At 29.6% G+C, this 15,025-nt stretch carries 16 protein-coding genes and 1 pseudogene; 3 read left to right on the top strand and 14 right to left on the bottom strand.

Translation table 11 applies throughout. The features are described 5' to 3' along the window. Positions 1-345 precede the first annotated feature (345 nt). The 3 genes from cas4 to cas1 are packed head-to-tail and all read right to left on the bottom strand — an operon-like array spanning position 346 to position 2,213. Positions 346-957 (bottom strand): CRISPR-associated protein Cas4, encoded by a 612-nt coding sequence (gene cas4 / locus CLLI_RS03730; RefSeq protein ID WP_106062903.1) that lies wholly within the window; start codon positions 955-957, stop codon positions 346-348. Further along, a complete protein-coding gene (cas2, locus tag CLLI_RS03725; protein WP_106062902.1) occupies positions 932-1,222 on the bottom strand; it encodes a CRISPR-associated endonuclease Cas2 in 291 nt (96 codons plus the stop codon). Before cas2 ends, cas4 begins: the two co-directional genes overlap by 26 nt. Beyond that, positions 1,200-2,213 carry a CRISPR-associated endonuclease Cas1 gene (gene cas1 / locus CLLI_RS03720; protein ID WP_242975522.1) on the bottom strand — a complete coding sequence of 338 codons (1,014 nt, stop codon included), beginning with the start codon at positions 2,211-2,213 and terminating at the stop codon, positions 1,200-1,202. The genes cas2 and cas1 overlap by 23 nt, the downstream gene beginning before the upstream one ends. A 261-nt stretch (positions 2,214-2,474) precedes the next feature. Between cas1 and CLLI_RS03715 the strand changes: the two genes are divergently transcribed. Beyond that, positions 2,475-2,957, top strand: coding sequence for a hypothetical protein (locus CLLI_RS03715; protein WP_106062900.1), 483 nt, complete (start codon positions 2,475-2,477; stop codon positions 2,955-2,957). A 465-nt stretch (positions 2,958-3,422) separates the two neighbouring features. Here CLLI_RS03715 and CLLI_RS03710 read toward each other — a convergent pair whose 3' ends face one another. Both CLLI_RS03710 and CLLI_RS03705 read right to left on the bottom strand, forming a co-directional pair. Continuing rightward, positions 3,423-3,614 (bottom strand): hypothetical protein, encoded by a 192-nt coding sequence (locus tag CLLI_RS03710; RefSeq protein WP_242975521.1) that lies wholly within the window; start codon positions 3,612-3,614, stop codon positions 3,423-3,425. 45 nt (positions 3,615-3,659) lie between these two features. Then, entirely contained in the window at positions 3,660-4,598 is a 939-nt protein-coding gene (locus CLLI_RS03705; protein ID WP_242975520.1) for a DUF5655 domain-containing protein, read from the bottom strand. Between the two features lie 310 nt (positions 4,599-4,908). Here CLLI_RS03705 and tlp point away from each other — a divergent pair, with 310 nt between their 5' ends. Continuing rightward, on the top strand, positions 4,909-5,136 hold the full coding sequence (tlp, locus tag CLLI_RS03700) for a small acid-soluble spore protein Tlp (protein ID WP_106062899.1): 228 nt from the start codon (positions 4,909-4,911) through the stop codon (positions 5,134-5,136). Positions 5,137-5,303: 167 nt separating this feature from the next. Here the strand turns inward: tlp and CLLI_RS15100 are convergent. The 4 genes and pseudogenes from CLLI_RS15100 to CLLI_RS03675 form a co-directional block, all read right to left on the bottom strand. Next, positions 5,304-5,443, bottom strand: a pseudogene (locus CLLI_RS15100) (FprA family A-type flavoprotein); the annotation flags it as partial. Between the two features lie 315 nt (positions 5,444-5,758). Then, positions 5,759-5,995 carry a hypothetical protein gene (locus tag CLLI_RS03685; protein ID WP_106062897.1) on the bottom strand — a complete coding sequence of 79 codons (237 nt, stop codon included), beginning with the start codon at positions 5,993-5,995 and terminating at the stop codon, positions 5,759-5,761. A gap of 144 nt (positions 5,996-6,139) precedes the next feature. After that, positions 6,140-6,517 (bottom strand): HIT family protein, encoded by a 378-nt coding sequence (locus CLLI_RS03680; RefSeq protein WP_106062896.1) that lies wholly within the window; start codon positions 6,515-6,517, stop codon positions 6,140-6,142. 73 nt (positions 6,518-6,590) lie between these two features. Continuing rightward, a complete protein-coding gene (locus CLLI_RS03675; protein WP_106062895.1) occupies positions 6,591-7,727 on the bottom strand; it encodes an aldo/keto reductase in 1,137 nt (378 codons plus the stop codon). Positions 7,728-8,115: 388 nt separating this feature from the next. Between CLLI_RS03675 and CLLI_RS03670 the strand changes: the two genes are divergently transcribed. Continuing rightward, positions 8,116-9,450, top strand: a complete 1,335-nt coding sequence (locus CLLI_RS03670; RefSeq protein WP_106062894.1) for a YjiH family protein — start codon at positions 8,116-8,118, stop codon at positions 9,448-9,450. Positions 9,451-9,650: 200 nt separating this feature from the next. Here the strand turns inward: CLLI_RS03670 and CLLI_RS03665 are convergent, their stop codons facing one another. The 5 genes from CLLI_RS03665 to CLLI_RS03645 all read right to left on the bottom strand — a co-directional run bounded on the left by CLLI_RS03665 (position 9,651) and on the right by CLLI_RS03645 (position 15,022). Next, positions 9,651-10,115, bottom strand: coding sequence for a GreA/GreB family elongation factor (locus tag CLLI_RS03665; RefSeq protein ID WP_106062893.1), 465 nt, complete (start codon positions 10,113-10,115; stop codon positions 9,651-9,653). 87 nt (positions 10,116-10,202) lie between these two features. Further along, positions 10,203-10,835: a PAQR family membrane homeostasis protein TrhA gene (trhA, locus tag CLLI_RS03660; RefSeq protein WP_106062892.1), complete on the bottom strand. Its 633-nt coding sequence runs from the start codon at positions 10,833-10,835 to the stop codon at positions 10,203-10,205. Between the two features lie 195 nt (positions 10,836-11,030). Continuing rightward, positions 11,031-12,476 (bottom strand): MATE family efflux transporter, encoded by a 1,446-nt coding sequence (locus CLLI_RS03655; protein ID WP_106062891.1) that lies wholly within the window; start codon positions 12,474-12,476, stop codon positions 11,031-11,033. Between the two features lie 26 nt (positions 12,477-12,502). Further along, complete coding sequence (locus CLLI_RS03650; RefSeq protein WP_106062890.1) at positions 12,503-13,069, bottom strand: TetR/AcrR family transcriptional regulator; 567 nt, start codon at positions 13,067-13,069, stop codon at positions 12,503-12,505. Between the two features lie 237 nt (positions 13,070-13,306). Further along, positions 13,307-15,022: a methyl-accepting chemotaxis protein gene (locus CLLI_RS03645; protein ID WP_106062889.1), complete on the bottom strand. Its 1,716-nt coding sequence runs from the start codon at positions 15,020-15,022 to the stop codon at positions 13,307-13,309. Between the last annotated feature and the right edge of the window lie 3 nt (positions 15,023-15,025).

The raw sequence follows: 15,025 nt of genomic DNA, 5'->3' as shown, positions 1-15,025 counted from the left end.
AAATGTAATTTTTTTAAAAGTAATCTTTGATTGCTCTTTTTGTCATGCTCTTTTTTATTAATTAAACATTAATCAAACAACTATAAAAATCTTTTAACTTTTACTTGACTTCATATAGTTAGTCTCCGTTTATATTTAATTGTAACGATTTATTATACTAAATGTATTTTTACCATCATATTAATATTTATACCATAAGCATTTTCTAAATCCTTCTTTATTGATTATTTTTTTATTATCTTGCAATAATATAATTATACATAATAATAAGTATTGAAACATTGTTACGATTTATTAATCCATTAAAACAAGGATTAAGGCGCTACACTAATCAATGTAACGCCTTTATTTATTGCATATATTTCTATAACAACAATCAATACACCTTGCTCTATATTTTGTAGCCCCTGGATAATACCCCATCATTACCTTTTTATAATCTTTTACAGCTTCAATAGCCTTTTCCTTTGTCCCTTCATCAAATTGTAACTCTTTAATTAAATTATTACTTCTAAAATATACCAAAAACATCTTTTCAACCTTAGATTTATAGATATCTTCTATAAGCAAAGAATACAATGCCATCTGCATTTTATATGTTAAAAAGTCTCTTTCGCTATATTCAGCATACTTATAATCAAGTGGAGCTAAATTACCATCAGTTAATTGATATATCTCATCAACAATGCCCTTAAATCCTAACTTCTTAGAAATCAAGTAAACATTAATATATTTAGATATGCCATTTATCTTTTTCCTTACATAGTTTACATTTGTATTACTTTTATCTACATGTATGTTTTTTCCCTTTGCAACCTTATATCTTTTTTCCTCATATTGTCTTATTCCTAAGCATTTCATAAAATAGGTAAACCTTTGGCAATACATAAATTCTATTATTTCTGAAGGTGTAGTATATACTTCATTTTCATTATATGAATTTTGATATAAGCTCATCAGAAATCAACTCCTTATCAAATCCTTGACCTATTAAATCTGTATCATTTAAAAATTCCTTACTTGATGGAAATATATATACCGAATCTGTAATCTTATCAATAGTATCCTGAACCATTATCTTAAGCTCATCCTTTTCATTTTTATCTAAGGTTCCTAAAAATACACTTTTTTGTACCCTATATAATCCTTTGTTTTTGCAAAACTTTACTATTCTATTTCTTATCTTATTGTCAGTAATATCATATACAACCCATACTAACATCTGTGCTTTCCACTTCCTCTAATATTTTATTAGCAATACTGTGACAGTCATATTGAATAATATTACCTAATTCTATATTTCTTCCCTTGTATTTAATTTTGTCTGCAAACTTTTCATTTACCGCTCCTATTAATAAAACCTTTCCCTCCTTGTTTAGCCACAACCCACCTTCCACTTGGTCAAACATTTCTATTTTAACTTGTCTTTTGCTAAACAATTTAAATACTATTTCATCCATATATCCTCTGTATAACTCTATAAGATCAAACACTAATGCTGTTTTATTATAATTATCCGTGTGCATAATACCTATGTATGGGTCTAGTCCTGCTATAATACATGCTTTTTCCACATTAGAATATAAAATTCCATAAGCATAATTAAGCATACAATTAAACATATCCTCTGCTGGGTTTTTACTTCTGCCCCCAAAAGCATATTTTTCAGGAATAACCTTACCTAATGTAGAAAAATATATTCTTCCAGCAGTACCCTCATAACCTTCAATAGTATTTCTAACATTTTTTATTGGAACTTCTTTTACCTTAGATATATTGTCTAATTGTAGCTTTATTTTTTCTATGGAATCTTCTAATATCTTTATTTTTTCATCACTTCTATTACTTTCAAGTTTTTTTAGATGCAGGATTTGATTGTTAATTTTTTCAGTGATCCATTCCTTTACAAATTTTGTGCCTAAGGGCATATCTATAAGTTTTAGCTGTTTTCTTCTTATAGTAGAAATACTTCCTAACTTGGAGTGCCACACCCTACCAAAAGGCTGACCATTATACTGTAAAAATACTACATCTATATTATTTTCCACTGCTAATTGAAGTGCATCTGTTGTAATAAGAACTGATGTACTTACTAAAATTTGCTCTACTTTTTTACATGAGTATTCTGATTTTTCATCATTAACTTTTACTTGAAATCTATCATCCTTCTTGCTTAAATATGCTCCTACTGTATTTAAAATTATTTTCATCATTACAACCTCCCTCTTTTGAATTTATTTCCACATTTTAAGTTTTAATTCAATATAGTTAATTTATTTTTATATTTTAATATATAAAAAAACATATATAACTTTGTATTATATAAATTTTTTCAATCACAATATGTTGCTACAAGGTGTATTAGAGCCTTGTGTTATTTAAAAATATAAGTATTTTTAGGTAATATGTCATTTTTCATTAAATAGTTAATAAACATATATTAATAAAGATATTACATGGAGTTGTATTTTAAAATGAGCAAGAATAAAATTACTACAAAAGAACGTCACATGTATGTAAATCGTGTTTTTGAAACTGCCTTTCAAGGGCAAGAGGTTAGGTATATATCCCCTTCACGGTATATTATAGGAAAAAAACATGTAGAAATACATGTAACAGACCCAAAATCTGATGAGTATTTATTTGGCATTTACTATCATGATAAAGTAGATTATGAAATACTAGTTTGTGTAGGCGATTATTATGCCTTTATAATCCCAGGTATCATAGTCAAGAAATGGAATATGCATCTATACGAGAAAGGATATAGACCAGTAATAAAGTTTATAAAAAATTCAGGTTGGTATATAAATTTCAAAACACAAGATGGTACTACTGCTAAAGAAAATATTGATGAATATCGTGTCGATATTATAAAAAACAGTGAAATAAGAAAATTTGATAAAAAAATCATATGTATTTCTCTGGGGATAAAAAATATACTTAACATAAGTTAAGTGAGTATTAATATACTATAATTTTATTTCTTATTTGAAATATGAAGAGACAACATCCCATAAATCATGAAAATAATGATAAAAAATTTGATATACATTATACTAAAAGAGAAGAAAATAAATTTTATCGTGACGGATTTAAAAAAAGAATTGTTCTTGAAAAAGTTTATGAATAAAATAAAAAAGCATATATTGCATTATAATTATTTATTATTAGCAATACATGCTTTTTCTTACTTTGTAACACTTTACCCTTGCATAATTATAAATTATATTGAATTTAATAATTACTACTTATTGTACCAATATTTTATACTTCCATCATCATTAATTTTATACTTTTCAAAAATATTAATTAATTCTTTTCGAGAACTATTGAATATTTCGTTTGCTTTATTTTTATTCCTACAATCAAATTTTATCAATTACCTGAAATTCTTGATTTTCAGCTATCTGATACAGCGGTTAAATACGCTGCTTTAATTTCTCATAAAAAGCTTCTTTGGGCTTGTACATTAAATATTCTTGAAACTTTTCTATCTTTAAAACATCAATATAGCTTTCTAGAGCTTTTTCCTTACCCTTTTGTGAGATATAAGTAACTGCTTCATACTGCATATCACAAAAGCTATCAATATATTTGTTATAATTAAGCAATTTATCACTCTTGGAGTTGTTTATATTCTTGCTAATATTTAAAAATTAATTTATCTCATAAGCCCTATGGATATATTCCTTAGCTTTTTCAAAATCATGCACATTCTTTATTGTAACTTCTAAATCTCCTGTTCCCCAATGGCCGATTTTACTTACATCCCTTGTAAAACCATTTTCAAGCGTAATATCTTCAGGATTGAGTCTTAAATATAGCATTATGCTTTTCATTCTAACTTCCACACATGCAATATTTTTTATTTTCTTAAATGCACTATATAATTTGAGTTTATTTTCAGTTACATCATCACCAAGTGCTAAAATATAATCCCTAATGGAAGCATATAATTCTCTTAATTTTTCACTTGTAGTTTCTAATTGTTCATCAAAAGTCTTATCTGTACTTTGTTTTATTGATTTTTCTTCACTAACACTATTAATTGGTGTGGCTACATTTGAATTAATCAAATCAAACATTAACAATTCTTCTCCAAATTTTTTATATCTGATAAGATCTATATTCCTATTAATTTGCTTTACAGCATATTCATCATATTTAGTAAAATCCCCTGCTATACAAATAAGGCGCGGCATAGTCCAATCAAGTTTATCAGAAAAATCTTTACCCAATGTCTTCATAACTAAAAGTTCAAAATCAGCTTTGTGATCTAAAAGCCAATCCAAATAAAATAATCCTTGATTTATTACATTTTCATTACTTGATCTCTTATATTCAAATATAACCGGACAGTTATTTTCGTCTACTCCGAGACTATCAATACGTCCACCATTGGATGTCACATATTCAGTTTTTAAAAAGTTCACTCCAAAGAAAGTACTCATATTCTGCTCTATCAATGTTTGAAGTTCCCTTTCTAAGGATACCCAGGTGGCTGATAATTCTTCTACTCCATTATGTATCCTAAACAGTTTAATATCTGACATGTTACCACTTCCATCTCTAAAAACTTTTTCAATCGCCTTCATTATATCATACCCATATAGAGCTAAGTTGTTGTTATTTATAAAGTATCATTTTTCTTTTTTTATTCTTCTATAAACTTATTTTTTGTCAATTATTCTTTCGTAGTTTATATCAATAAAATAATCACAAAATTTAATTTTCGTATAAATTAACCTGTTGTTTGTTTTATCAGATAAAGCATAAATATAACCACCATCATTTTGAATAAAAGATTACCTTGGGTAAAGGTATATATTTACAAACATATTATTGCCTTTGGAAATGCATATTATATTATCCCTTGTAGCAAAATATCTAAGAGGTGATAAATATATGAAAAGCAAACCAGACGATAGAAGGGATAATGTAGATAAAATTCAATACAACATCGATAAAACTATTCAAAACTATAACCGTGCGGAAGAAATGATTTCAGTAACAGATGATGAAAAAACTAAAAATTCTTTAACAGAAAAAAATGAAAGAAGACTGGATTCTCTCAGCAGTATGAGAGAAGAAATTAAAGATGAGGCAATGGATAAGCAGAGAGGTTATAAATAAATAAACATAATTTTAAATGTCACATTATACAAAAAAAGAGGCTCCCCTTTTTTAAAGAAGGGCCTCTCTTTTTACGGTGTCCTATAGCATGCAGGAATTTTCCAATCATATCTCCATATTTTATAGATGTTCCAACAAGTACTGCATCTGATGTTTTAAAATTTTCTAATATATTCTCTTCCAAAACCTATATATCTACAGTATCAATAATTGTAGGTTTTTCTGTAAGCAAAAGATAACTATTATAAGTTGTTCCCTTTGTTAAAGTTAATCTATGAAATGGTACATCCCTATCATCAATATACATAATTATGATATAATATCCAGGTTACAATATAGAAATTCCGTAGTAGGATGGCTACGGAGGTTTTGGATATTTTATCCTCCTTGGGCTATTGGTGAATTATTTCACCAATAGCCAAGTGGGTGGTATTGGATATGCTAGAATTAACTATAAAAAGTTTTGTTACTATTTATATTATTAAATTAGTTTTACAACATAATCTTTTTATTTCTAAATTGATTATAAAAATTAAATTTCTTGGTATTTATATTTTTCCCAATCTTTATTTCAATTAAATGGCTTATACGCTTAAGTTCTTGCCATAATAATACACATGTTTTATAGAATTTTTTTATCTTTCATAGTTTTAACTGCACTTATAATAGAATATTTAATTACAAAAAATAATGTTACGAATAATATTGCAGGTACTATAAAAATATCAAGTATTTGTTCGATCCAAATTAATGCATTTGCACCTTTGGTAGCTGCTGGAGCTTGTGCATGAACAGTTAATGGTACAGAGTTGAGTACTAAAAGTATACTTAATGTTATGGTAGTTAAAATTCTTTTCATATTTATATATCCCCCTGGTTTAAATCTAAACATATGGTATTATAACACACTCAATACAAAGTTTTAAATTTCATGAAAAATAAGAGCAAGGTATACATTTACAATGCCAAATAACTTTGACCCTTAATTGTCTTGCTATTTTTATTATCCATCATACTCAACTAATGCCCTTTTTATATTTCTGACTCCACCTTTAGGGTTTTCCACATCCCCTTTATATCTTGGAATTAGATGCACATGTAAATGCTTTATAGTCTGTCCAGCATAATATCCCACATTAACTCCTACATTGTATCCTGATGGTTCATACTGAATATCTAACATTTCTTTAACTTCATGCATAAGGCTGTATATGGCCTTTATCTCTTCTTCTGTAGCCTCAAAGAAGAATGGAAAATGTCTTTTAGGTATTATTAATGCATGTCCTTCATTTACCGGAAATTTATCCATTATAGCAAAAGCTAATTTATTTTCAGCTATTATTTCTTCTGGATTGTAGTTACAAAATATACATTCTTCCATTTATAATTCTCCCTTTCAACCTTTTTAGATTCTTCTTTTATTTTTGATGGTTCTATCATGATATATTATACTTTTATTTTTCAAAGGTTTCTACAACTTCTTTTAGCATTTTCCTTATTTGAATATGCTGAGGACATAGCTTTTCACATTTTCCACATTCTTTACAGCTTGAAGCTTTTTCACTGCTTTTTAGAGAAGAATTATACTTGTTTCTTGAAGCTTTAATATCTCCATATATTGAGGCTTCATTTAAATATTCAAAATTTGATGGTATATCAACACCAAATGAGCAAGGCATACAATACCTGCAATTTGTACAATTAACTTTTATTCTTGATTCATATATTTGCTTAACTTCATGTATTAATGCAGCTTCTTTTTCTGTTAATGAGTTTGGATATGCCGTCTCTGTAGATTTTATATTTTCCTCTATCTGCTGAATTTCATTCATTCCACTTAAAACTACACTAACTTCTGGCTGATCCCATAAGAATCTAAATCCCCATTCTGCTGGGCTTCTCTTGATTTCAGCTTTATCCCATATAGCCTTAACATCCTCTGGAATATTTCTTGTGAGACTTCCTCCTCTTAGTGGTTCCATGATTACAACTCCAAGTCCTTTTTCTGCCGCATATTTTAGTCCTTCTTTGCCTGCTTGATAATTTTCGTCCATGAAATTATATTGAATTTGGCAAAAGCTCCAATCATAATAATCTACAATTTCTTTAAATAAATTTAAATCGTCATGAAAAGAAAAACCTGCATATTTTATTCTTCCATCAGCTAATGCCTTATCTAAGAAATCAAATACATTATGTTTCTTTAAATTCTCCCAATATGCTTTATTCAAAGCATGCATAAGGTAAAAATCTATATGGTCTGTTTGTAGTTTTTCAAGCTGCTCATTTAAGTATTTATCCATATCTTCTCTACTGTGTACTAGCCAGGAAGGAAGCTTTGTTGCTAATTTTACTCTTTCTCTATAACCATCTTTAAGTGCTTTCCCAACCAACGGTTCACTCATTCCTCCATGGTACATGTATGCAGTATCAATATAGTTAATTCCATTATCAATACCATATCTTATTTGTTTTATGGCCTCTTCTTCATTTATTTTTTTATAATCCTTATCTACTACTGGAAACCTCATACATCCAAAACCTAATATGGATACTTCTTCACGGGTTTTCCCAAACTTTCTATATAACATATCACCACTCCATTCTTATAAATTTTCACATATATCACCTATATAATAGGAACCTATACCTTGAGTATAATACAAACCACTTTTGCTCATATATTTATAAATCTTATATTCTATATATATACGCATAATCCTTTAGGGTATTTACATAAAATCCATAGAATTTAAATTTGATATAATTTGCTTATATTTTAAGGGACAGTTAACAACTTTTTGTCAAAATGCTTGTCCATAAGCACAAAAGTTGTTAACTGTCCCCTGCATGCGGAAAACTAGTAGACAAAAAAATTCAAATATTGTACAATTAAATGGAGAAATATTTTACTAGTAAAGTATTATTATCAATGTTCGCAATATTCATAAAAAAAAATTAATTTGGGGGGGATTGTCTATGAATGATAACACAGGATTATCTATGAATAAAAACACAAGAAAAGCTTCTACTATGCCTAAGTTTATTTTCTTAAACCTTTTAGGAATATTTATGTTCTTTGTACCAATAACCATTGGCGGATCAAAATCCATACCAATTGACCATATTGTAACCTTTATCCGTCAAATTCCTTACTTTGGTATTGTCTATGTAGGAATAATAATTATTCTTGGTGCAATACTGCCATTTATTAAAAAGACCTGGAATAAAGATGGTGTCACTACAGTTTTTTCAATTTTCAAAGTTTTAGGAATCTTTGTGTATTTTATGGCAGTATTTAAACTAGGTCCTGCGAGAATACAAACTCCGGGAATGTTGCCCTTTGTTTTTAATAAGGTAGTTATTCCCGTCACAATGCTTATTCCTGTGGGAGCTGTATTTTTAGCCTTTTTAATAAATTATGGTCTTATGGAATTTGTTGGTGTCTTTATGCAGCCTATTATGCGTCCTATATGGAAAACTCCTGGCCGTTCTGCTGTAGATGCAGTAGCATCTTTTGTAGGCAGTTATTCCGTAGGATTACTTATTACCAATAGGGTATATAAAGAAGGCTTTTACTCCACAAAAGAAGCATGTATTATAGCAACCGGATTCTCCACAGTTTCTGCAACTTTCATGGTTGTTGTAGCCAAAACATTAGGATTAATGGACAAATGGAATCCATATTTTTGGGGTACTCTTATCATAACTTTTATTGTAACAGCACTAACTACTAGACTTTATCCTTTATCAAAAAAACCAGATAGTGGTTATAATAATATGAAAGTTGTACCTGAGCCTAAAGCTGAAAAAGGAAAGATATTTTCTACTGCTTTAAATGAAGGGCTTAAAGCATGTGAAATGGCTCCTGGTGTGATGGAAGGCATTAAAAGAAACTTTAAAGATGGCATAGGTCTTGCTCTTTCTATAGGTCCTACTCTTATGTCTATTGGATTTTTAGGTCTTGTACTAGCTGAATTTACACCTGTATTTGATATAATTGGGTATATATTTCTTCCATTTACAAAACTTTTAGGGTTTGGCGGCGAGGCTTCCTTACTATCTAAAGGTTTAGCAATAAGTCTTGCAGAAATGTTTCTTCCAGCCAGCATAGTTGCTTCCGCTTCTCCACTTGTTAAAGGAGTTGTAGCAATAGTATGTGTTTCTGAAATACTTTTCTTCTCTGCTTCTATTCCTTGTGTTTTATCAACAGAGATTCCTCTTGATATTAAGGATATTTTGATTGTATGGGTAGAGAGGATCATTTTATCATTGGTTTTAGCAACACCATTTGTTTACTTCTTCTTGATATAATAAATAATTTTTGTTTTAACAAGACAAAGTGACAGTTAAAAACTTTTCACTGTAATACTTATTTGCAAGCATAAAAGTTCTTAACTGTCACTTTTTTGTATAAGTAAGGACATCAATGGTGGTTGTGAGGCATTGGCCAAGCTTTCTAATCCTATAGATTTTTCTTGAATGTCGGTATTCTGGAAAAGGATAGCAAATAATTACATAATTTCTATTACTTCTACTGTATATTTTTCACCTGGAGCATCAACTTCAACCACATCTCCAACCTTTTTACCCATTAATGCTTTTCCTAAATCTGATTCTATACTTATAAGCATCTTTTCTGGCTCTGCATCCATTGTGGTTACTAGTGATACATTTGTTTCAAATTTATCTTCTACAAATTTAATTTTACATTTACTATTAACTCCTAGCACTGACTTATCTTGACTTTTATCATCTATTACACTTGCAGTTGAAATCATAGTTAATAAATATTGAATTCTATTATCATTTTCCCTATAGTTTGCACATGCTTCTTTATATTCTGCATTTTCCGACCTATCACCATGAGCAGCTGCTTTTAATTTTTCCTTTGCTATTTCAGCTCTTTTTTTAGTCATTCTGTAATCTAATTCTTCTTTTAATTTATTTATATTCTCTTCTGTTAATATGTTTTTCATATACAAGTAAACCCCCTCATGATATGCTACATTAATATTATAACAGGATTGTTGCTTAAAGATTATTTGTAAAGCACCTGACATAATTTAAAGTAAACTCATTACTGAAAAAAAGTGGCATATGCTTCCTGCCATGACAAATAGGTGCCATATGCCGTGATTGTAAGGGATTTCATCCTTAGAGAAAAAATAGGTTCCTGCTGTATATAGTACTCCTCCTATTAATAAAAACATAAAGCCTTTAAATGTCATTGACAAATATAATGGCTTAATGGCTATAATTATGAGCCATCCCATCACTATATATAGTATTGTGGAGACAAGTTCTTTTTTCCCAGTATAAAAAGCCTTTAAAATCACTCCCAATACTGTGCATCCCCATACTATTCCAAATATTGTCCATCCTAACTTTCCTCTAAGTATGGTTAGGCAAAAAGGAGTGTAGGTTCCTGCAATTAATAAAAAAATAGACATATGATCAAATTTTCTAAATAACTTTTTTACTTTTCCATTTGTAATACTATGATATAGTGTAGATTCTAAATAAAGTATTACTAAAGTTGCTCCATATATAGAAAAACTCACTACATGCCATACTGTTCCTTTTAATGCTGAAAATACTATTAAGATAACTAATGCAGCTATAGATAGTCCAGCACCAATTCCATGGGTTATAGCATTTATTATTTCTTCTTTTTTCGTATAAAAATTATTTTCCATATAGTCATCATTCTTTCATATTTATTTACTGATATATTATACTTTTATTTTTCAAAAGTTTCTACACCAACTTCTAGATGCTCCATAATAAATATAACAAAACTAAGGACAGCTATCAACTTTTCATTAAATACTTATTTAAAAGCTTAAAAGTTGTTAACTGTCCCAGTGGGTTTACTTTAATTTTTCAAAACCCTATTTAGCTATGGCTTGTTGTGCAAGCTTTTTTTGTGCAAGCTCCTTTTTCAAACGTGAAGCAAAAATTAATGTAAGAATTACTCCTAAAGCATCTGCTGCAAACTGTGAGTAAATAACACCATATAACCCTGGCTCAAGCTTATATGGTAGGATTTTTGTAAATATGCCCAATGAATCTATATGGTTTTGGAAAAATGTTGGCAAAGTCATTATAGCAGCTATAAGAAATAATCCTTGTCTTCCTATTGCCAAAGTTGTGGCCTGCTTGCTTTTTCCAAGTGCCTGAAATAATGTTAGATATACTATCTGGAAACCTAAGAGTGGTCTTAAAACGCCTACTGCTATAATAAAATCAGCACCGACCTTTATAACTTCTGGATCCTTACTGAATGCCCTGGTCAAAGGTTCAGCACATAGACTAAAGGCCACTGTTGAAATAATAGAAAAGGCAGTTGTCCATATGAGGGATATTTTTATTGCCTCTCTTACCCTGTCATATTTCTTAGCACCATAATTATACCCTACCACAGGCTGAAAGCCCTGTCCGTATCCTATCAATACATATAGAAGCAAAGTATTCAATTTTATCGTTATACCAGTAGCAGCTACAGCCGCATCGCCATATGCAACAGCTGCATTATTTAATAGGCTTATTGAAAAACTTGCTAAAAACTGCATCAAAAATGCTGGAACACCTATTTTTACAATCTGTTCATATATATCTTTTGAAAGACTAAAATCTTTTAAATGTATTTCTAAAGCACTTTTACCTTGTGTGAAATATAATACCAAATATACTGTAGAAAATGCCTGCCCGATAACTGTTGCAATTGCTGCGCCTCTTACACCCATGCCAAGTGGAAATATAAAAATTGGATCAAGTATAATGTTCAATACAGCACCTATGGTTATAGCTACCATGCTGTATCTAGCACCCCCCTCTGCACGGATTATATTATTTAAAGTCATATTAATTATATTGAATACAGCACAGAATATTAATGGTCTGCTATAGTCTTTTGCATAAGGCATTATTGTTGGTGATGCCCCAACAAGTGCCAAAATATCCTCCATAAATATAAGTCCAAAAACTGCACATAAAACTCCAATAATTATGGATAATGTCACTGCCGTAGAAGCTGTTTTATTTGCTGTCTCATTTTTTTTCGAACCAAGACATCTAGAAATATATGAAGCAGAACCTACTCCAATACCTTGCCCTAGTGCAGCGATAACTAAGAAAATTGGAAAAGCTACAGATACTGCACCAATTGCAGAAGTATCATGAAGCATTCCAATAAATGCAGTATCTGTTAGGTTATAAATTGCACTAATCAACATGGCAACAATCGCCGGTATTGAAAGGTGAATCAATACTTTTTTAATATCTCCTTCTCCTATGAAACGTGTTTTTTCCTCTGTTAAATCTCCTTGTTCAGCCATTGTAATCACCACTCCTATCATTGTTATTATTTTATAAATTTGTATATAACCTCAGCGAGGAAGTCTATATTATCTTCCCTTTTCTGCGGATATGATTTAATCATAAATGGAATTGATATAATAAAAATTTCAATAAGTTTTATTTTGTTCTCTTCTGATATATCACAACTGGTCCCTTCTCCTATTAAATTTATTTGTTCTATAAATTTAAGCACTAAGGCATCTCTAAATGACATACTTTTAGTTTCTTTATTTATATATATATTTTTTTCTTTTGCCAGTTCGCTGCCAAGCCCCTTTCTATCTTCAATATCTTTATATAATATCTCTAAGTATTTCCTAATTTTTAACTCTGGTGATATGTGTAATTTGCTATTCTCATCAATTTTCTTCAGTGTATCATCCCAGCTATTCTCCAATACGCTCAAATAAAGCTGCATTTTATTTGGATAGTAATTGTAAAGTGTACCAACTGCTATACCCGCTTTATTAGCTATCATTTTCATCTCAACGTTGTCGTATCCCAAATTACCGAACAACTCCATGGCTACATTGAATATATTTTTTTCAATATCATTTATTACCTTTGGCATATTACACCACCTCTCTCTTAAACTTGGCAACCAATATATTATGAATTATAATTCATAATATATTGGTTGTCAAGTTATAACGTAACAAATAAGTTTTTCAATGCAAATAAACAGGGTTCTTAAAAGCTTTAGAGGGAGTAAAAATTTCCTCTAAAGCCAAGAACTCTGTTTATCTAATTTTAAAACATTATTTTGCTATGGAGGCAGGTCTCCATGGCACTTTTTTACTATTAATATTTAAATTTTAAATATAGAGATCTCATTCTTTAATTTATCTGCACTTTCTTTTGCTTTTACAACTTTGTCCATTACACCATTGGATTTATTACTAATCTCTGATCCTTTGCTTGCAATATCTGTAGTTTCTCCTGCTCCTTCACTGGCTGCCTGTGCAACCCCATCTATTGTCTTTAGTATGTCACTAATTGACGCTAAAAGTTCCTCTGAAGTTGAGCTAAATTCTGTTACAATCTCATCTATAATCTTGCCATCATCACTGTACTTTTCTGCTACTGCTGCCATTTGTTTATAGTCATTAATTACATCTTGTGACACAAAAGTTAATAGGTTATTTGAATTATAAGAAAGATTCTTAACTGACTCTATTACTTTACTTGTAATATTTTGTATTTCATTTACTGTATCCTTTGATTGTTCCGCAAGTTTTCTTATTTCATCTGCTACAACTGAAAATCCCCTTCCTGATTCTCCTGCTCTTGCAGCTTCTATTGCTGCATTTAAAGCTAAAAGGTTTGTCTGTTCTGTTATTTGCATAATGGCATCTGATAGTACATTTATTTGTTCTACTACTTTTGATTCCTCTAATGCTTTTTCAAGCTGCCCTTTTGTACTTTCAAATATGTCATAAGTTTTCTTTTGAGAAGCTTGTACATTTCCTTTAGTTTTTTTTGCTCTACTGTTTATTTTATCGGCCTCAACTGCCCCATCCTGTGATTTTTCAGCTATAGCATGCACTGCCTTTTCTATCTCCTGTGATGTAGCTGACATTTCTTCTGCTGATGCTGATGTTTCTTCCATACCTGCTGATAACTCTTCTGTAGTAGATGATAGCTTTCCTATATTCCCATTTAATTCTTTTACGTCCTTCTCTACATCATATACTACATTATTTATTTTATCTGATTCATTTATAATATTTCCGATTAGACCTTTTAAGCGTTTTTGTATCTTGTCAACAGCTTTTGCAATTTGCCCTATTTCGTCTTCTCTCTTTTTAAATTTATCAGGTACCTCCATTGTAAAATCACCTGAAGCAATTACACCTAAATAATCTACAGCAGATTTCAAAGGATCCGCTATATTTTTTGTAATTCTTAAGGATATAATATAACCTAATATCATTGAGATAACTATTATAGCTAAATTTAAAGTTTTAGCATTTTTATATTCCATATCATTCTGATTACTAATTTCATTAGCCTGTTTAACATTATATTCTGCTAAATCTCTTAAATTTTTATGGAATTCATTAGCTACATTTTCAGTAGTATTCAACTTTGCTAAAGCTTCTTTTTCCTTTCCATCTAAAGCAAGCTTAAGAATTTCATCTCTTCCATCCTTATATTTTTGCAAATTACCTTCCATAACCTGTATTGAATCTTTTTCATGATTATCCATATCAATATTCTTATATTTATTAAAATTATCATTAAACTTTAGCTTTCTTTGTCCAATATCCTTCATTTTTTCGTTCTGTTTATTTTTATTACCTGCATTAATTATAATATAATAGGTATCCGCTTCAACGGCCCTTGCCTGATTTCTATTATCATTTAGATATTCCACTGCAAGAAGATAATTTTTATACATAGAAGACACTATTTTATTAGCCTTATTTAATTCAACGTAAGCAAAAACTCCCATAATTAATACAAAAGATAGTAAAATAGCTACAAGTATCTGCAACTTATTTTTTATTTTGATATTATTCATTCT

The sequence above is a fragment of the Clostridium liquoris genome (assembly GCF_002995785.1).
Taxonomy (GTDB): Bacteria; Bacillota; Clostridia; order Clostridiales; family Clostridiaceae; genus Clostridium_AO; species Clostridium_AO liquoris.
Note: the sequence above shows the minus strand (reverse complement) of the source record. Positions and strands in the feature narration are given on the sequence as shown.